The sequence below is a fragment of the Nocardiopsis sp. NPDC055551 genome (genome assembly GCF_053619415.1).
Map to the genome: position 1 here is coordinate 725,088 of NZ_JBSHJJ010000001.1, position 17,855 is coordinate 742,942.

The 17,855-nt window shown below is 70.6% G+C and carries 13 protein-coding genes and 1 pseudogene; 6 read left to right on the forward strand and 8 right to left on the reverse strand.

Annotation, left to right across the window (positions count from 1 at the left end; translation table 11 throughout):
• Window positions 1–53: 53 nt before the first annotated feature.
• Window positions 54–1,040, reverse strand: coding sequence for an FAD binding domain-containing protein (locus tag ACWGSK_RS02965; RefSeq protein ID WP_452455104.1), 987 nt, complete (start codon window positions 1,038–1,040; stop codon window positions 54–56).
• A complete protein-coding gene (locus tag ACWGSK_RS02970; RefSeq protein ID WP_358504661.1) occupies window positions 1,037–3,649 on the reverse strand; it encodes a molybdopterin-dependent oxidoreductase in 2,613 nt (870 codons plus the stop codon). The genes ACWGSK_RS02965 and ACWGSK_RS02970 overlap by 4 nt, the downstream gene beginning before the upstream one ends.
• Window positions 3,650–3,846: 197 nt before the next feature.
• On the opposite strand from ACWGSK_RS02970, the gene ACWGSK_RS02975 reads away from it, so the two are divergent.
• Entirely contained in the window at window positions 3,847–5,052 is a 1,206-nt protein-coding gene (locus ACWGSK_RS02975) for a serine hydrolase domain-containing protein (RefSeq protein ID WP_452455105.1), read from the forward strand.
• Between the two features lie 70 nt (window positions 5,053–5,122).
• Here the strand turns inward: ACWGSK_RS02975 and ACWGSK_RS02980 are convergent, their stop codons facing one another.
• The 5 genes from ACWGSK_RS02980 to ACWGSK_RS03000 all read right to left on the reverse strand — a co-directional run bounded on the left by ACWGSK_RS02980 (window position 5,123) and on the right by ACWGSK_RS03000 (window position 11,956).
• The gene (locus ACWGSK_RS02980) at window positions 5,123–6,565 is read right to left on the reverse strand and encodes an NCS2 family permease (RefSeq protein ID WP_452455106.1); all 1,443 of its coding nucleotides are present in this window, start codon (window positions 6,563–6,565) and stop codon (window positions 5,123–5,125) included.
• A 228-nt stretch (window positions 6,566–6,793) separates the two neighbouring features.
• The gene (locus tag ACWGSK_RS02985; protein WP_452455107.1) at window positions 6,794–9,226 is read right to left on the reverse strand and encodes a xanthine dehydrogenase family protein molybdopterin-binding subunit; all 2,433 of its coding nucleotides are present in this window, start codon (window positions 9,224–9,226) and stop codon (window positions 6,794–6,796) included.
• Window positions 9,226–10,584 carry an 8-oxoguanine deaminase gene (locus ACWGSK_RS02990; protein WP_358504672.1) on the reverse strand — a complete coding sequence of 453 codons (1,359 nt, stop codon included), beginning with the start codon at window positions 10,582–10,584 and terminating at the stop codon, window positions 9,226–9,228. Before ACWGSK_RS02990 ends, ACWGSK_RS02985 begins: the two co-directional genes overlap by 1 nt.
• Window positions 10,581–11,096, reverse strand: a complete 516-nt coding sequence (locus tag ACWGSK_RS02995) for a (2Fe-2S)-binding protein (RefSeq protein WP_087100726.1) — start codon at window positions 11,094–11,096, stop codon at window positions 10,581–10,583. The genes ACWGSK_RS02990 and ACWGSK_RS02995 overlap by 4 nt, the downstream gene beginning before the upstream one ends.
• The gene (locus tag ACWGSK_RS03000) at window positions 11,087–11,956 is read right to left on the reverse strand and encodes an FAD binding domain-containing protein (RefSeq protein ID WP_452455108.1); all 870 of its coding nucleotides are present in this window, start codon (window positions 11,954–11,956) and stop codon (window positions 11,087–11,089) included. The genes ACWGSK_RS02995 and ACWGSK_RS03000 overlap by 10 nt, the downstream gene beginning before the upstream one ends.
• A 312-nt stretch (window positions 11,957–12,268) precedes the next feature.
• Between ACWGSK_RS03000 and ACWGSK_RS03005 the strand changes: the two genes are divergently transcribed.
• The 5 genes and pseudogenes from ACWGSK_RS03005 to ACWGSK_RS03025 all read left to right on the forward strand — a co-directional run.
• Window positions 12,269–13,849, forward strand: a complete 1,581-nt coding sequence (locus ACWGSK_RS03005) for a PucR family transcriptional regulator (RefSeq protein WP_452455109.1) — start codon at window positions 12,269–12,271, stop codon at window positions 13,847–13,849.
• A gap of 37 nt (window positions 13,850–13,886) precedes the next feature.
• Window positions 13,887–14,591, forward strand: coding sequence for a pentapeptide repeat-containing protein (locus tag ACWGSK_RS03010; protein ID WP_358504681.1), 705 nt, complete (start codon window positions 13,887–13,889; stop codon window positions 14,589–14,591).
• Between the two features lie 144 nt (window positions 14,592–14,735).
• Window positions 14,736–15,143 (forward strand): IS200/IS605 family transposase, encoded by a 408-nt coding sequence (gene tnpA / locus ACWGSK_RS03015; protein ID WP_358504684.1) that lies wholly within the window; start codon window positions 14,736–14,738, stop codon window positions 15,141–15,143.
• A gap of 18 nt (window positions 15,144–15,161) precedes the next feature.
• Window positions 15,162–16,418 (forward strand): RNA-guided endonuclease InsQ/TnpB family protein, encoded by a 1,257-nt coding sequence (locus tag ACWGSK_RS03020; RefSeq protein ID WP_358504687.1) that lies wholly within the window; start codon window positions 15,162–15,164, stop codon window positions 16,416–16,418.
• Window positions 16,399–16,752: pseudogene (locus tag ACWGSK_RS03025) on the forward strand (helix-turn-helix transcriptional regulator); the annotation flags it as partial. The gene ACWGSK_RS03020 and the pseudogene ACWGSK_RS03025, both read left to right, overlap by 20 nt.
• A gap of 101 nt (window positions 16,753–16,853) precedes the next feature.
• On the opposite strand, the gene ACWGSK_RS03030 reads toward ACWGSK_RS03025, so the two are convergent.
• Complete coding sequence (locus ACWGSK_RS03030) at window positions 16,854–17,825, reverse strand: alpha/beta hydrolase (protein ID WP_452455110.1); 972 nt, start codon at window positions 17,823–17,825, stop codon at window positions 16,854–16,856.
• Window positions 17,826–17,855: the final 30 nt, after the last annotated feature.

A 17,855-nucleotide genomic window follows, 5' to 3' on the forward strand; every position in this document is an offset into this window, starting at 1 on the left:
CCACGCCACGGCGGCCCACCCGAACACGGTCCCGGAAGGGGCCCGAACCCGTGTCACCGGCTCGGAACCTCCAGGGCCGTCTCGATCGCATCACGGACCGTGCCCTGGAGCAAGGGGACCTTGTACCCGGTGGCGGGCAGGGGAGAGCACCGATCGGCCAGGGCGGTCAACGCCTCCTCCACCCGATCGGGCAGGTCCCCGCCGGGTGCCGCGTCCACCAGGGCGCCTTCCACCTCGGGTAGTCGCAAGGGGGTGCGCGCCACCGCGCCCACCGCCACCGCGGCCCGCTCCACCGGCCCGCGGCCCTGGTCGGCGCACTCCAGCCGAACGACCACCTCCACCAGCGGCCACTCCGCCCGGGAACGTCCGGTCGCCCTTCGATGGGCGAAGCGCTCGCCCGGGGACGGGACCGGCAGTGACACGGCCGTCAACAACGTGCCCGGACCCAACGTGTGGTCACGTGTGGGATCGGTGCCCTCGTAGAGGTCGGCCACCGACACCTCGGAGTCCGGGCCGCCCTCCAGGCGCACACTCGCCTCGTAGGCCAGCAGCGCCACCGCCAACGTCGACGGGTGCGGGGCCACGCACGGGCCCTGGTCCACCACCACTCCGCGCAGGTGGTCGCCCTCCCGGGCCGGACAGGAGTCCCCACCGGTCTGGAAGCAGTCGAAGGCAGGGTTGCGCAGGTAGGCGCAACGATTGCGCTGGAGCAGGTTGCCGCCGAGGGTGGCCGTGCCCCGGATCTGCGGGGTGGCCAGGGCCCGTGCGGTGGCGGCCAACGCCGGATAGGCCGTGGCCAGGGCGGGGTCGGCTCCCAACGTGGCGACGGTGGTCATCGCCCCCACCAGGGCCGAACCGTCGGCCTCCCAGACCACCTCGTCCAGGTCGGACACCCCCAACAGGTCCACCAGGGGTCCGGGGGCGATCACCCCCGCCTCCAGGCAGGCGGTCAGGTCGGTGCCCCCGGCGCGCGGGCGCACCCCCCGCCGGGCCAGGTCGGCCGACACCTCGGTCACACTCGTGGGTCGGGTCACGGTCATCGCGTCGCTCCGATCAGTCGGTCCGGGCGCAGGGGCAGGTCGTGGTGGCGGACGCCGGTGGCGTCGAAGACGGCGTTGCCCAGCGCGGCGGCCACCCCCACCACCGACACCTCGCCGAGCCCGATCCCACCACCGGGCACGTGCTCGAAACCCTCCTGGTGGAAGTACACCTCGGTCTCGGGAACGTCGCCCATCCCGGGTAGCCGGTACTCCTCCAGGTCGTCGGAGAGCACCACCCCGGTGCGCGGGTCGTCGCGCCGTTCCTCGAACAACGCGTAGCCCACCCCCTGGACGACGGCGCCCTCGCACTGGTTGCGGGCCATGCGTTCGTTGTAGATGCGCCCGGCGGCGATCCCGGCCCAGCACCGGGTGGGGCGCACCCGGCCCAACAGGGTGTCCACCTCCACCTCCATCACGTGTACCGCTCCGCTCATCCCGCGTCCCACCGCCAGGTCGCCGGCCATGTTCGGGGTGAGCCGCCCCCAACGGTCCAGGCCACGCTCGCCCACCACCGAGGACCCCTCGGCCAGGGACAGGGCCTCCTTGAAGGTGTGCTCGGGGATGGGGCCCGACGCCGGCACGGCGGGGGAGTGCTCGCGCAGGGCCTCGCGCAACCGGTCGGCGGCGTCGGCCGCGGCCGGTCCCATCGAGGTGGTGGTGCGGCTGCCGAAGGAACCGGTGCCGTGTACCGAGGACCCGTGCCCGATCTCCACGGTCAGGCCGTCGGCGCCGATGCCCAGCCGCTCGGCGACCACGTCGCCCAACACCGTCCGGATGCCCGTGCCGATGTCCTGGGTGCTCGAACGCACCACCAGCTCACCGCCGCGCACGGTCAGTTCCACCCGGGCCTGGGGACCGAGCAGGTAGGGCCAGCCCGCGGCGGCCAACCCGACGCCGCGTCGGAACCGGCCGGTGCTCTCACCACGAGGACGGTCCCGCCACAGCGGCAGCTCCGCCACTCGTTCGTACAGTGCCCGACGCTTGGGGTTGCCGTCCCACCGACGCCGTAGCGACAACGGGTCCTCGCCCAGCCGCGTCGCCATGGTGTCCACGGCCTGTTCCAACGCCCACGCCATCGGTGGTCCGCCGGGTCCGCGCATCGGCTCGCCCGGGGGTCGGTTGGTGACCACGTCGAAGTCGCGCACCCGTCGAGGTGAACGCCCGTACATCAGCGCGGCCAGGGTGGCGACGTTGGAACCGACCGACACCCCGCCGTCGCCCACCGAGTCCACGGCCAGCGCACGCAGGTCGCCCTCGGAGTCGGCCAGCAGGGCCACCCGGGTGCGGTTGCCGGGCCGGTGGCCGGCGTCGACGAGCTCCTCGGAGCGTTCCAGCGACACCCGCACCGGCGCGTCCACCAGCCGGGACAGTTCCACCGCGGCCACCGTGTCCGGGGACAGGGCGCCCTTGGCGCCGAACCCACCGCCCACGTACTCGGTCACCACGTGCACCCGTTCCCGGGGCAGGTCCCAACGCTCGGCGACCTTGTCGACCATCCGGCTCAGGGCCTGGGTGGACACGTGCAGGTGCAGGTCTCCACCATCCCAGGAGGCCACGCTCACGTGCGGTTCCAAGGGGGTGTGCACCTGGGTGGCGGTGGTGTACTCCTCGGCCACCAACAGGGGGTCCTCGCGCAACCGGGCGGCGCGCAGCCGGGAGACGGCCGTGGGGCCGCGCCAGCTCACCACCCCGGGACCGCGCACGTTGCCGTTCCACGCGGACCTGGGACCGGGCGCCTCACCGTAGTCGAGGGCGGCGGCGCGTTCGGCCTTGGTCGGGTACACCAGTGGTGCCCCGGGCTCGCGGGCGGCGTCGACGGTGGTCACCGAGGGCAACGGCTCCAGGTCCACCCGTACTGCCGCGGCCAGCCGCCGCGCCTCGGCGCGGGTGGGCGCGGCCACGGCGGCGATCGCCCGCCCCACGTGGCGGACGGTACGGTCCTCGCCCAGCAGGTCCACCAGGGGAGCCCGACCGCCGTCGCCGTCGGGCGCGGGGCGCACCTTCAGGACCCGGGCGTGGGCCACGGTGGAGCGCACGATCACCCCGGTCCAGGTGCCCGGCGGGGCGTGGTCACCGCTGAAGCGGGCGCGTCCGGTCACCTTGGCGGGGGCGTCCGCGCGCGGCGGCGCCTCGACGGGTTCGGTGTCGAACCCACCGGCGCAAGCGGCGGCCACGGCGGAGAAGATCCCCTCGTAGGCCCCGCATCGGCACAGGTGTCCGGCCAGGGCGTCGGCGATCGTGTCGCGGTCCGGCGCGGTGTCGCCGTGCTCGGCCCGCCAGGCGTCCACGAACACGGAGGCCTCCACCACGAAGCCGGGTGTGCAGTAGCCGCATTGGAGGCCGTCGTGCGCGGCGAAGGCGCGCTGGACGGGGTGGTCGCCGCCCAGTCCTTCCACGGTGGTGACCGAACGTCCGGCCAGGTGGGCGGAGGGAAGCAGGCAGGAGGCGGTGGGGGAGCCGTCGACCAGGATGGTGCAGGCGCCGCACACTCCGCTTCCGCAGGCGATCTTGGTGCCGGTCAGGCCGAGCGTGTCGCGCAGGTGCTCGGCGGCGTTGACTTCGGGTTCGTCGGGGGTGGGCGTGGGGGCGCCGTTGACCGTGGTGTCCATGGGGCGTCTTCCCGGGCAGACGAAAGTTGTCACTGTCAACTTAAGTGGCGCTTTCCTCCGCTGTCAAAGACCTTTTCGCCCGAAGCAGCGGCTCGGACCCGAATTCGCGCCCGGTTCGACCGCCTCGCCGCCTCGGGCTTCGCATACTGTGGCGGGCGACGAAAGTACACGTCATCCCCCTCCCGAGGATTCCCTTCATGTACCTCACCCCGCCCCCTCGCATCCATGGCTGGGTCGAGTCCGGCTTCGAACCGGTCCGCGAGGCCTTCCAGAACAACTTCGCCGAACACGGGGAGACCGGCGCCGCCGTGGCCGTCCACCACGCCGGCCGCCCGGTGGTCGACCTGTGGGCGGGGACGCGCGACCCCGAGACCGGGGCGCCCTGGGAGTCCGACACCCTCACCCTCGTCTTCTCGGCCACCAAGGGGGTCACCTCCCTGGTCCTGGCACACGCCCACTCACGGGGTCTGTTCGAGTACGACCGACCGATGGCCCACTACTGGCCCGATTTCGCCCGTCACGGCAAGGATCGCGTCACCATCGGCGAACTGCTCTCCCACCGGGCCGGTCTGCCCTACCTGGACACCGAACTCACCCCCGACCTGCTGGCCGACCACGACCGGCTCGCCCAGGTCCTGGCCGACCAGGCGCCCGCCTGGAAGCCCGGCACACGGCACGGCTACCACAGCGTCACCATCGGCCTCTACGTCAACGAGCTGCTACGCCGGGTGGACGGGCGCACCGTCGGCGCGTACCTGGCGGAGGAACTCGCGGGCCCCCTGGGCCTGGATCTGTACGTGGGACTTCCCGCGCGGATCGGCGATGAACGGTTGGCCCGCCTGACCGGAGGATCCTGGCGCGACCTGGCCACCGACCCCACCGCCGTCCCCCTCGGTCACGTACTCGCGCGCTGCCTGCCCTGGAGCATCGCCGCGCGCACCTTCGCCAACCCACCGCTGCGCACCGCCGACGAACTCGCCGGCCCCGCCTACCGATCGGTGGAGTTGCCGCACGGCAACGGCTTCGCGACCGCCCGCTCGTTGGCCGCGCTCTACGGCGAGTTCGCACAAGGCGCGCCGATACTGGGTGTGCGCGACGAAAGCCTGCGGGCCCTGGAGGAACGGCCCGCACCGCCCCGCGAGGGGGAACGCGACGTCAACCTCAAGGTCCGCACCCGCTACTCGTCAGGACTGTGGAAACCCTTCCCCGAATGGCGGTTCGGCACCGACGACCGCGCCTACGGCAGCCCGGGGGCCGGTGGCTCCTTCGGCTTCGCCGACCCGGCGACCGGCACCGGCTACGGCTACGTCCCCAACCGGATGGGTCTGCGGATCTGGAACGACCCGCGCGACGTGGCCCTGCGCGGCGCCCTGGATCGCTGCCTGGCCACGGTCATCCCCTGAGGCGGCGGACCCACCCCGAACACACCCGTGGCCGGGGTACCGAGCCCCGGCCACGGACGAACGGAACCCCTTACAAGCCCATCGCGTGCATGGTGAAGTGGAAGGAGAACACCGCGGTCAGGATCCACATCAGCCAACCGACCTCGCGGAAGCGGCCCTGAGCGGACTTGATCACCGTGTACGCGATGATGCCGATGCCGATCCCGCTGGCGATGTCGTAGGCGAACGGCATCATCACGATCGTCAGGAACGAGGGGATGGCCACCGAGAAGTCGTCCCAGGCGATCTGCCCCACGTGCATCATCATCATGGCGCCGACCAGCACCATCGCCACCGATGCGGCCTCGGCCGGCACCATACCGAACACCGGGGCGAAGAAGATCGCGCTGAGGAAGAACAGCCCGGTGACGACACTGGCCAGACCGGTACGCGCCCCCTCGCTCACCCCCACGGTGGACTCCACGAACACCAGCGTCGCCGAGGAACTGGTCAGACCACCGGCCACGGCGCCGGCGCCGTCGGTGATGAGGATCTGGTTGACCCGGGGCATCTGCCCGTCCTCGTCGGCGATGTCGGCCTTGGTGCCGATGGCCAGGATGGTGCCCAGCGCGTCGAAGAACCCGGCCAGCACCAGGGTGAACAGGATGACCCCGGCGGTGGTCGGTCCGGCCGTGGTCCAGGCACCGAACAGGTCCACCTGGAACAGCAACCCGAAGTCGGGGGCCGCGAACGGGCTGTCGGGCAGCTCCGGCACACCCCCGCCCCAGGACTCGGGGTCCAGGCTCAGCGCGTAGTGCAGGACCACCGCGAGCACGGTGGCACCGATGATCCCGTAGAAGATCGCACCGGGAACCCGGCGGGCCAGCAGCACCGAGGCCAGGATCAGTCCGGCCACGAACACCAGGATCGGCCACCCGTCAAGGTGTCCACCGCCGCCCGCGGCGCCGATCTGTAGGAGGCTGTCGCCGTCACCGGCGCTGACGAACCCGATGTTGGCCAGGCCGATCAGGGACACGAACAGGCCGATGCCCACGCCGATGGCGAGTTTGAGGTTGTACGGCAACGCGTTCATCACCGCGGTGCGCACCCCGGTCAGGACCATGAGGATGATGGCGATGCCCTGCCACACGACCAGGCCCATCACTTCCGGCCAGGCCATCACCGGCGCCGCCTGGTAGGCGACCACCGCCATCACGCCGAGGGCCGCCGCGCAGGCGATGGGGGCGCGGCCCACCACACCCATCATGATGGTGACCAGCCCGGCGGCCAGGGCGGTCATGGTGGTCAGCTGACCGGCCGAGAGCTGGTCGCCGTTCACGTCGGTGACGCCGCTGAGGATGATCGGGTTCAAGACGATGATGTAGGCCATCGCCATGAACGTCGTCAGCCCTCCGCGGACCTCCTGACCGAAGGTCGACCCCCGTTCGCTGACGAGGAAGAAGCGGTCGAGCCAGGATCGATCCGTTGGGGAGCGCTCCGCGGAACGCGCTCCGGAGTCGTCGAGTCGGGTCATGTCCCCTCCTGGAGGGATATGAGCACGGCGAAGCCGTGTTTTAAGGGGGGTTGACTACTCTGTGTAGTCGGATTCGGGCACGAGGGGACGTCGTCGTCCCCTCGGCCGCCCACCCCGGGGCCGAGGGCGTCGGCAGGATCCGAGGCGGGCGGGTCTTGGTGGGGAGGGACGACGGGCGCTTGCCGCCCCTCCCCGGTCCGATGGGTGCCTCAAGGCACGCCGGGCGACCTACAGGTCGATCCCCACGATGTCCTCCGGACGCACCGGCGCGTGCGTGAGCGGACGCCTGGTCGCGTCGCGCACCGCGGCCACGATCGCCGGGGTCGACGACAGCGTCGGAGGCTCGCCCGCGCCGCGCAGACCGTACGGAGCGTGCGGGTCGGGTCGCTCCAACACGTCGATGCGCATCGGCGGGGTGTCGAGGATGGTCGGGATGAGGTAGTCGGTGAAGGACGGGTTGCGGATCTCGCTGTCCTTGACCTGGATCTCCTCCATCAGCGCCAACCCCAGACCCTGGGCGGAACCACCCTGGATCTGACCGGCCAGCTGCTGCGGGTGCAGGATCTTGCCCACGTCCTGGACGGCGTCCAGGGCCACGACCTTCACCAGGCCCAGCTCCACGTCCACGTCCACCACGGCACGGTGCACGCACATGCCGAACTGGTTGTGCGAGTCGCCCTGCCCCAGATCCGGGTCGATCATCTCGGTGGGCCGGTGGTGGTACTCACGGGTGTGCTCCACCACCTCGCCGCCCTGGGCGGACTCGCCCAGGAGGTCGGCCAGGGACACCAGCACACCGTCGGTGGCGGAGACCAGCTTGCCGCCGTCCAACGCCAACCCGGTGTCCCCGATCCCGGCCGGAACCAGACCCTTGTCCCGGGCCAGTTGGAACACCTCGGCGCGCACCGACGCGCACGCCGTGCGCACCGCGCCACCGGTCATGTACGACTGACGCGAGGCCGACGAGGAACCGGCCGAACCCACCTGGGTGTCGGAGGGCGCGATGACGACCTTCTCCACACCCAGTTCGGTGCGGGCGATCTGGCCCTTGACGGTCACCAGTCCCTGGCCGACCTCCGCGGCCGCGGTGTGCACCAGCACCACCGGTTCGCCGTTGACGACCTCCAAACGGACACGGGCGGTGGAGTAGTCGTCGAACCCTTCGGAGAAGCACAGGTTCTTGAGGCCCACGCCGTACCCCACGCCGCGCACCACACCCTCGCCGCGGGTGGTTCCGGCCACGCCGCCGGGCAGGGTGCGCTGGTCGGTGGGATCCTCCAGCTCGGTGCGCTCCACCGGCATCGGCAGGTCACGGCATCGCTCCAACATCTCCGCCATGGGCAGCGGCATGTCGATCTCCTGGCCGGTGATGATCCGGGAGCCCTGCGCCATGGCGTTCTTGACCCGAAGGTCCACCGGGTGCATGCCCAGCTTCTCCGCGAGCTTGTCCATCTGCGACTCATAACCGAAGCAGGCCTGCACCGCGCCGAAACCGCGCATCGCCCCGCACGGCGGGTTGGTGGTGTACACCCCGTAGGCGTCCACCAGCACGTTCGGCACCTCATAGGGGCCGATTCCCAGGGAGGAGGCCACGCCCACCACCGCGGGGGTGGCCGACGCGTACGCGCCGCCGTCCACGATGATCTCCAGGGTGGCGTACAGCAGGGTGCCGTCCGCCTTGGCGCCGTGCTCGTAGCGCATCTTGGCCGGGTGGCGGTGCACGTGCCCGTAGAAGGACTCCTCCCGGTTGTAGACGAACTTGACCGGCTTGCCGGTGTGCAGCGCCAGCATGCACGCGTGGATCTGCATCGACAGGTCCTCGCGGGCACCGAACGCGCCGCCCACGCCCGCCAGGGTCAGCCGCACCTTGTCCTGGGGCAACCCCAGGGCCGGCGCGATCTGCTTCTGGTCCACGTGCAGCCACTGGGTGGCCACGTACAGGTCCACCCCGCCGTCCTCGGCCGGGACCGCCATGCCCGACTCCGGACCCAGGAACGCCTGGTCCTGCATGCCCACCTCGTACTCGGTGGCCACCACGGCGTCGGCCTCGGCGCGCAGCCTCTCCAGGGTCTCCTCCTGACCCTCCTTGGAGCCGGCCACGTCCACGAACGAGCCGGTACGGATGGGCTGGTAGCGCAGCCGGTTACCGCTCTGGTTGTACTCGGGGTGCTCGGGCAGTTCGCCCTTGTCGTGCACCAGCGGGTAGTCGGGGTCCAGGGCCGCGCGCCGGGAGTCGCTCACCGGGGCCAGCACCTCGTAGTCGACCTTGATGCGCTCCATCGCCCGTCGGGCGGTCTCGGGGTGGTCGGCGGCCACGATCGCCACCGACTCGCCCTTGTAGCGCACCTTGTCGAAGGCCAGCACCGGCTGGTCCTGGTGCTCCAGGCCGTAGCGCTTGGTGCCGGGAACGTCCTCGTGGGTCAGCACCGCCTGCACACCGGGCACCTTGAGCGCCTCGGTGATGTCGATGCCGAGGATCCTCGCGTGCGGGTGGGGGCTGCGCAGGGTGGCGCCCCACAGCATGTCCTCCATCCACATGTCCGACGAGTAGGCGAATTCGCCGGTCACCTTCAGCGTGCCGTCCGGGCGGCGCGGGCTGGCGCCCACGCCGTCCTTGGTCGTGCTGGAAAGGTCCGTGACGGTACGGGTCGTCGCCGCCATCAGCGGCTCACCTCCTGGGTCAGACTCCGGTGTGCGGCGCGGCCGCGCGCGGCGGCGCTCTGGGCCGACAAAGTGCGCATTTCGCCGTGGTCGACGACGGTGTTCCCGCCGACGAGCAGGCGCTCCAGGGGCGGCGTGGGACCGAACACCATCGCCACCACCGGGTCGTCGATGACATCGTGGCCGAACCCGTCCACCCGCCACAGGGCCAGGTCGGCGAGCTTGCCCACCGACAACGACCCCAATTCGCGGTCGCGGCCCAGCACCCGGGCGCCACCCAGCGTGGCCATCTCCAGGGACTGTCGGGCGGTGAGGGCCTGCGGCCCCTTGCGGGCCCGGGCCATCAGCAGGGCCTGGTGCATCTCGCCGGCCATCGAGGTCAGTTCGCTGGAGGCGGGACCGTCCACGCCCAGACCGACCTTGGCGCCGGCCTCCAGCAGTTCGGTCACCCGGCAGATGCCCGCGCCCAGGCGGGCGTTGGAGGTGGGGCAGTGCGCCACACCGGTGCCGGTGGCCGCGATCCGGCCGATCGCGGAGTCCGACAGGTGCACCGCGTGCGCGAACCACACGTCATCGCCCAGCCAGCCCAGCTTCTCGGCGTACTCCACGGGGGTGCACCCGAACTCGGCCAGGCACTTCTCCTCCTCGTCGAGGGTCTCGGCCAGGTGGGTGTGCAGCCGCGCCCCCTTGTCACGGGCCAACGTCGCGGCGTCGACCATCAACTCCCGGGAGACCGAGAACGGTGAGCAGGGGGCCACCGCGATCCGGGTCATGGAGTCGAAGGAGGTGTCGTGGTAGGTGTCGATCGCCGCGGCGGTACCCGCCAGGGCACCCGCCAAGGACTCCACGACACTGTCCGGGGGAAGACCGCCCTGGCTGTGGCCGCGGTCCATCGAACCGCGCGCCAGGTCCAGACGAATACCCACCTCACGGGCGGCCTCGACCTCGGCGGCCACGATGTCACCGCGCCCGGCCGGATAGATGTAGTGGTGGTCCGAGGCGGTCGTGCAGCCCGACAGCGCCAGGTGCGTCAGTCCGGCCGACGTCGTCCCGGAGACCACCTCGGCGTCCAGACGGTGCCAGATCTCGTAGGAACCCACCAACCACTCGAAGAGGGTGCCGTCGGCGAACAGGCCCTGGGTCGCCCACTGGTAGAGGTGGTTGTGCGTGTTGACCAGACCGGGGGTGACCACGCATCCACGGCCGTCGATCCGCTCGAAGTCGCCCTCCACGATGGGGGCGGGGCCGGCGCCCACAGCGGCGACGCGCCCATCGCGCACCACGACGTGACCGTCGGCGTACTCGGGGCCGTCCACCGTCACCACGTGGGCGCCCTCGATCACGATGGCCTTGCTCATGAGGCGCTCCCGGCCTCGGCGCGGCGCTCGGCGGCCAGGTGCACCGCGTCGATGATCTTCTCGTACCCGGTGCAACGGCACAGGTTGCCGGCCAGGGCCTCACGGATCTCGGCGTCGGCCGGGGCGTCCTTGCCGCAGCCCACGGTGCGCTCCAGCAGGTCGTCGGTCTGCACCAACAGACCGGGGGTGCAAAAGCCGCACTGCACGGCGCCCGCCTCCACGAACGCCTCCTGAACGTCGCCCAGGGTACGGTCGCCGCCCTTGCCCGGCTCCTTGGCCAGACCCTCCACGGTGCCGACCTCGCGGCCCTCGGCCTGCCCGGCGGCGATCATGCACGAACACGCGGTCACACCGTCGAAGTAGACCGTGCACGACCCGCATTCGCCCTGTTCACAGGCGTTCTTGCTGCCCGGCAGGCCCAAGCGCTCCCGCAGCACGTACAACAGGCTCTCGCCCGGCCAGACGTTGTCGGCGGTGACGTCCTCACCGTTGACCTTGAAATTCACGCGCATCGTGAGGACTCCTTCCGGTAGTCGGTGACGGACCAGCTCAGGGCACGGCGGGCCATGACCGACAGGGCGTGCTTGCGGTAGTCGGCGCTGCCGCGCTGGTCGTCGATGGGACGGGCGGCCGCGGCCACCAGATCACCGAAACGGCGCACCACGGACTCGGCCAGGGGACGACCGTCCTCCCAATCGAACTCGGCCTCCAAGAACTCCTCGGCGGCCTCGGCGCGCAGCGGGGTCGGCCCGGCCGAGCCCACCCCGGTGCCCACCTTCCGGTTGTCGGTGTCCAACGCCAGCGAGAAGGAGGTCACGGCGATGACCATGGCGTTGCGGGTACCGATCTTGGCGAATTGTTGCGGCCCGGTGGCGCGCGGAAGCAGGATCGCGGTGATCAGCTCGTCCTCGGCCAGGGCCGTCTTGCGCAACGACAGGTAGAAGTCGCGCGCCTTGACCCTGCGGGTGCCGCGCACCGACGCCACCTCGATCTCGGCGTCCGTGGCCAGCAGCGGCGGATGAGACTCCCCGGCGGGGGAGGCCCCGCCCAGGTTGCCGCCGACGGTGCCCCGGTTGCGGATCTGTGGGGAGGCCACCGAACGGGAGGCCTTGGCCAACGCCGGCGCGGCACCGCTCAGGTGCTCGATGACCTTGGTGTAGGGGACCCCGGCGCCCAACCGGGTGTGGTCACCGTCGGTGCCCCACTCGGTCAGCTCCGGGACCCGGGTCAGGTCGATCAGGGCCGGAGGTCGGCTCTTATCGAAGTTCAACGCCACCATCACGTCGGTACCGCCCATGATGGGCACACCGTCGGGGTGGGCGCTCCTGGCCTCTAGGGCCTCCACCAACGTGGAGGGCCTCAGGAATTCCATGCTCGTCCTCGTCCTGCGCTGTGGTCCGGCCGCGTCCTGGTCGACGCGAACCTTCGATGGAACCGGCGATCTCGGTTACTAGGGGGCGATCTTGTGAAGTACACCACTCGAAATCCAGACCAGACCAGGCGTCGATGACATGAAGTGACCTGGGAACGAACAGCGATCGTTGGTCGTTTCCTCCAAATGACATCGGTGAGAACATCGAGGGACCCGGCCGCGGTGCCCCACGGGCCCATCTTGGGACACACTGTGTCCTGAGCCGGAGCCATCCCAGGTGGGGACACGCCCACACGAACACGAAGGAAGTCCATGCAGATCAGTGACCTGCTCGCCGTCAAGAGACTGCACCTGCGGTTCCTGACGGGGGCGGAGCACGCCCACCGCGACATCCGGTGGGCCTACACCACTGACCTGCTCGAACCCGCGCGTTACCTGCGCGGCGGCGAATTCGTGCTCACGGGCATGATGTGGCGTACCCGACCAGAGGACTCCGAGACCTTCGTGACCTCGATCCTGAGCGCGGGCGCCGTGGCCGTGGGCGCCGGAACCGCCTTGGGCGAGATTCCCGACGACCTCATCGCCGCCTGTCGCGCCCACGACGTACCCCTCGTGGAGATCCCCGCGGAGACCTCCTTCGGCGCGGTCACCGAAGAGGTCCTGCGTTCGCTCACCCAACGCCGCTTCACCACCATCGCCGAGACCCGCGACCGGCACCGTCGCCTCATGGCCGACGTCGCCTCCGGAGCCGACTTCCCCGGGGCGTTCGCCGCGGCCGCGACCCAGGCCGGACTCCGGGCCTGGGTGCTCTCCTCCACCGGCCGCACCATCGCCTCCGTCGAGGACCCGCTCACGGCCACAGAACGCGAACACCTCGCCGCCAAAGCCCTCACCTGGTCCTCCTTCCCCCACGGCACCCGGCTTCCGGGGGAGAACGACGGCGGCCGCGCCGTCACCGTCCTTCCCGTGCGGGCCAAGGAGTCCCACCCGCTCTCCGGGTGGCTGCTGGTGGTCACCGGCGACCACACCGACTGGAGCGAGGAGGTGCACGAAACCGTCGCCGAACTCGTCTCCATCGGCGTCCTGGCCCGAAGCCGCGAGGAGGAACGCGCCCTGACCACGGCCCGGCACCTGGAGGGCCTGCCGCGCCTGCTCGCCGCCCAGCGCTTCGACGAGGTCACCGCGCTGCTGAGGGGCACCGGTGACAGACCCGCGCCCGACGACCGCTCCCACGTGGTGGTCAGCGCCATGATGCTGCCCGAACCCCGGGTGCCCGATCTGGCCCGCCGTGTGGTCGCCGAACTGGTCGCCGACCACCCCGGCGCCGTCGTCACCGGCGACAACGACGCCCTGGCGGTCATCCCCGTGGAGGGCACCGACGAACAGGCCCGAGCCCGGGGCGAGGCCCTGCGCACCGAACTCGTCCACCGTGCCCGGGTCCTGGAACCCGGCCTGCTCGACTACCGGCTGGCCATCGGCCTGAGCTCCGCGGCACGCGGCATCGGCGAACTGCGCGGCGCCGCCGTGGAGGCCCGCCACGCCCGTCGCCTGGCCGAACTACGCGGCGGCCGCTCCCGCGTCATCGCCGGAGCCGAGATCGACTCCCACGAACTCTTGCTGGCCTCGGTCCCCGAGGAGGTGCAGACCTCCTACCGCGAACGCCTCCTGGGCCCGCTCATCGTCTACGACCGCGACCACCGCTCCGAGCTGGTGGAGACCCTGGAACGGTTCCTGGACCACTCCGGTTCCTGGCAGCGCTGCGCCGCCGCCATGCACGTCCACGTCAACACCCTGCGTTACCGCATCGGTCGGGTGGAGGAGTTGACCGGGCGCGACCTGAGCAACCTCGAACATCGCGTCGACCTGTTCCTGGCGCTCAAACTGCGCGACTGAACGCGGTCTGTCACCGGCCGGGTCTAGGGTTCGGTGCGTGAGCACCGACCTTCTCGCCAAGACCGAGATCACCGACGCCGACCTGTCCGAACTCGACCTGCGTGACGCCCTGGCCGAGGACCCGGGCGCCCCTCGGATCCTGACCCGCTGCGACCTGCGCGGGGCCGACCTGCGCGACGCCCACCTGGTGAACGCCCGCCTGGTCGACTGCAGGTTGGACGGTGCCCGCCTGGAACGGGCGGTGCTGGAGGGAGCGGTGGTGACCGGTGGCAGCGCCTCGGGTGCTTTCCTGAACCACTCCGACTGCACCGACGCCCGCTTCGAGCGCGTGGACCTGGCCAACACCCGCTGGCAGGGCGCCCTGCTCACCGACACCGCCTTCCACGGCTGCCGGATGACCGGCGCGGGCCTGAACTCGCTGCGCGGCATCGGCTACACCTTCGCCCAGTGCAACCTCATGTTGGCCCGCTGCAAGGGGATCGTCCTGCGTGGACAGACCCTGGAGGGCCTGCGCATGGACGAGGCCGACCTGGCGGCGGCGGACCTGCGCGAAACGGTGTGGGTGGAGTCGCGCCTGCGTGGCGCGCACCTGGTGGGCGCGAAGTTCGGCGGGGCCGACCTGCGCGGCGCGGACCTGGGGGAGGTGCCCCTGGAACAGGCCGGTTACCTCAGGGGAGCGACGATCGGCCCGGTCCAGGCCGGACTGATCCTGGCCTCTTTGGGCATCACCGTCGCCGAGTAGGCGGGACGAGGGGCGAGGCGTCGCAGGCCCCGCCCCGGCAGGTTCAGCGATCGGAATTTTTCGGGTGGCGCAGACCCGGGGCTTCAGTCCTGGGGATAGCCGCCTTTCCGCGAACGGGAACATTAAACAGCCCTTTGCCATACAGTGAGTTGCACGTCCGTCACCCTGTGCTCGAACCGCAACATCACCTTCCAGTGCGCCTTCCACGTGGTCTGGTGCCCCAAGTACCGGGGCCGCGTCCTCGGCGGTCGCATTGAGGAACGGCTGAAGCAGATCGTGCGCGAGGTCGTGACCGACAAGGAAGCGTGGCTGGTGGAGACGGAGGTCATGCCCGACCACGTGCACCTGCTTGTGGAGGTCGCCCCCCAGTTCGGAGTGCGCTGGCTTGTCAAGGCCATCAAGGGCCGCTCCTCCCGACTGTTGCGCGACGAGTTCCCGCACTTGAAGTCCCGTCTGCCGCTCCTGTGGACGAACAGCTACTTCGTGGCCACCGTCGGAGGCGTCCCGCTGGTAGCGATCAAACAGTACGTGCACAACCAGAAGAGCCGCTGAGAGAGGAGGTGTTCCACGATGTTGACGGGTCGCCGCTACCGGCTTGCCCTGACCGACGATCAGGAGGCGATGTGCACCGAGTTCGGTGACATCTGCCGGGCCGTGTGGAACACCGCCCTGGATCAGCGCCGCCAGTACGTGGACCGCCACACCCGGGGCCGAAACGGTGAGTTCTGCGGATACCACCTTCAGGCCGGGCAGCTCGCCGAAGCCAAGGCGGAAGAGACCTGGCTCAAGGCCGCCCCCTCGCATGTGCTTCAGCAGACCTTGAAGGACCTGGACCGGGCCTGCCGGGAGAAGGGCACCTTCAAGGTGCGGTGGCGGGCCAAGCACCGGTGGATGCCCTCGTTCCGGTTCCCCGCTGGGAACCTCATCACCATGGAGAAGCTGAACCGCAAGTGGTCACGGGCCAAACTGCCCAAGCTCGGATGGGTGCGGCTGCGCTCCTCCCGCCCGATCGGCGGAACCATCCGCTCGGCGACCGTGTCCCGCAAGGGCGGTCACTGGTCTGTGTCGTTCCTCGTGGAGGACGGGCTGTTCACCCCCGAGCACCACCCGGGCACCCCGGTAGGGGTGGACCGGGGCGTGGCCGTGGCGGCAACCTTGTCCACGGGCGAGTTCCATGACCGGCCCTTCGTCACTGACGGAGAGAAGTCCCGACACATGCGGTTGCAGCGCAAGCTGTCCCGGCAGAAGAAGGGGTCGACGAATCGGACCAAGACGCTCAAGGCCATGGGCCGCATCACCACCCGGGCTGTGGACCGGCGCGGCGATTTCACCGCACAGACCGCTCACACGCTGACCACCCGGCACAGCACGGTCGTGTTGGAGGACCTTCGCACCACCAACATGACCGCTAGTGCCTCGGGCACCGTGGAAGCACCCGGCAGGCAGGTACGCCAGAAGGCCGGGCTCAACCGGGCCATCCTCGACAAAGGGTGGCACCGGCTCGAACTCGCGCTGCGCAACGCCGCGCGTGAGACCGGCACGCAGATCGTGTTGGTCGATCCCGCGTACACGTCTCAGACGTGTCACCGGTGTCTGCATGTGGATCCGAAGTCCCGCAAGAGTCAAGCGGTCTTCGAGTGCACCAGGTGCGGTCACCGGTGTCACGCCGATGTGAACGCGGCCAAGAACATCCTTCGCGCCGCAGGGCATGCGGTGCCGGCCTGTGGAGACCTCGCCGTTAGGCGGTCCGTGAAGCAGGAACCAGCGTCCCCGCAAGGGGCAGCGCACCAACCGGCTTTGCCGCTGGTTGGAATCTCCCGCCTTTAGGCGTGGGGAGGAAGTCAAGCACAACCGGCCGGCCCACCCCTGGACGGTGGCAGAACTGGCCGAACGGTGCGGGATCTCCCGATCGGCCCTGGCCCGCGCCTTCACGGCCCTGGTGGGTACCCCGCCCATGACCTACCTGGCGGAGTGGCGGGTGTGCATGGCCGCCGAGCGGTTGCGCACCACCGACGAGACCGTGGACACCATCGCCCGCCGGGCCGGCTATTCCACCGCCTTCGCTCTCAGCGCCGCCTTCAAACGCGTTCGCGGCACCACCCCCACCGCCCACCGGCGCGGAAAACCGGTGGAGACGCCCGCCCCGGCCGCCCTGACCTGAAACCGAGGATCGGGGGCGGTCGCAGTCGCAGTCGACATGGTCGACGACGTAGGCCTTGAAGAAGTCATCGCCGCTGACGGTATCGGCGCCGCGGACCGGGGTCAGTCGGTCAGGACGCGGCGCAGCCACGGTAGCCGCTGACCCCGCGCGCTGCGGCTGAGGGCCGCGTCGGCGGCGATGGCGTCGAAGGAGTGGTAGCCGCCCGGCCACACGTGCAGCTCGGCGTGCCCGCCGACCTTCCAGATCCGGGATGCGAACTCGACCACCTCATCGCGGAAGGTCTCCGCCGTCCCCACCTCCAGGTAGGCCGGGGGCAGGTTCGACACGTCCTTCGCCCGGGCCGGTGCCGCGTAGGGCGAGGTGTCCGGGCCGCCCTGCGCGCCCTGGAGCAGGCAACCCCACCCGGTGTCGTTGGAGGTGCGATCCCACGTGCCCACACCCGCCATCTGGTGGGCGGAGACCGAGTCGTTGCGGTCGTCCAGCATCGGGTAGAGCAGCAACTGCGCGCGAACCGCCGGACCACCGCGATCACGGGCCAACAGGTTGACGGCGGCGGCCAGACCGCCTCCGGCGCTGGCACCGCCCACCACCACGCGTTCGGGATCGACCCCCGACTCGGTGGCGTTCTCGTGCAACCACACCAACCCCGCGTAGCAGTCCTCCACCGGGGTCGGGTGCGGGTGCTCGGGCGCCAACCGGTAGCCCACCGACACCAGGACCAGGTCCAGTTCACGTGCGAGCTGAAGCAGTTCGGGGATCTCACCGCCGCGATGGGTTCCGCCGATCATCCCGCCGCCATGGATCCAGTACAGCGCCCCGGTGGTCGCGGTGGTCTCCTTCGGCCGCCACACGATCAACGGCACCGGGTGCCCTTCCGGTCCCGGCGCGGTGCGCTCGGACTCGACGAAGTCCCCGCCCAGTGTCATGTCGGTCTCGTCCCCGGGGGCCAGACGAGCGGCGCGGGCGCGTATCGCGTCGATCTGCTCCGGGACGATACCCGGCGGCATCTCGGCGTTGACCTGGGCCAGGGCGGGCAGCAGTTCGGGGTCGAAGGACGGGCGGGGAGTGGACATCGAGGCCTTCCACGAAGGAGTGACTGAGGT

Bases quoted from the DNA above. Each gene is read 5' to 3' on its own strand.
- ACWGSK_RS03005 (WP_452455109.1), top strand. From the start codon at position 12,269: ATGCAGATCAGTGACCTGCTCGCCGTCAAGAGACTGCACCTGCGGTTC.
- ACWGSK_RS02965 (WP_452455104.1), bottom strand. From the start codon at position 1,040: ATGACCGTGACCCGACCCACGAGTGTGACCGAGGTGTCGGCCGACCTG.
- ACWGSK_RS02980 (WP_452455106.1), bottom strand. From the start codon at position 6,565: ATGACCCGACTCGACGACTCCGGAGCGCGTTCCGCGGAGCGCTCCCCA.
- ACWGSK_RS02985 (WP_452455107.1), bottom strand. From the start codon at position 9,226: ATGGCGGCGACGACCCGTACCGTCACGGACCTTTCCAGCACGACCAAG.
- ACWGSK_RS03020 (WP_358504687.1), top strand. From the start codon at position 15,162: ATGTTGACGGGTCGCCGCTACCGGCTTGCCCTGACCGACGATCAGGAG.
- ACWGSK_RS02970 (WP_358504661.1), bottom strand. From the start codon at position 3,649: ATGGACACCACGGTCAACGGCGCCCCCACGCCCACCCCCGACGAACCC.
- ACWGSK_RS02995 (WP_087100726.1), bottom strand. From the start codon at position 11,096: ATGCGCGTGAATTTCAAGGTCAACGGTGAGGACGTCACCGCCGACAAC.
- ACWGSK_RS02975 (WP_452455105.1), top strand. From the start codon at position 3,847: ATGTACCTCACCCCGCCCCCTCGCATCCATGGCTGGGTCGAGTCCGGC.
- ACWGSK_RS03000 (WP_452455108.1), bottom strand. From the start codon at position 11,956: ATGGAATTCCTGAGGCCCTCCACGTTGGTGGAGGCCCTAGAGGCCAGG.
- ACWGSK_RS03030 (WP_452455110.1), bottom strand. From the start codon at position 17,825: ATGTCCACTCCCCGCCCGTCCTTCGACCCCGAACTGCTGCCCGCCCTG.
- ACWGSK_RS02990 (WP_358504672.1), bottom strand. From the start codon at position 10,584: ATGAGCAAGGCCATCGTGATCGAGGGCGCCCACGTGGTGACGGTGGAC.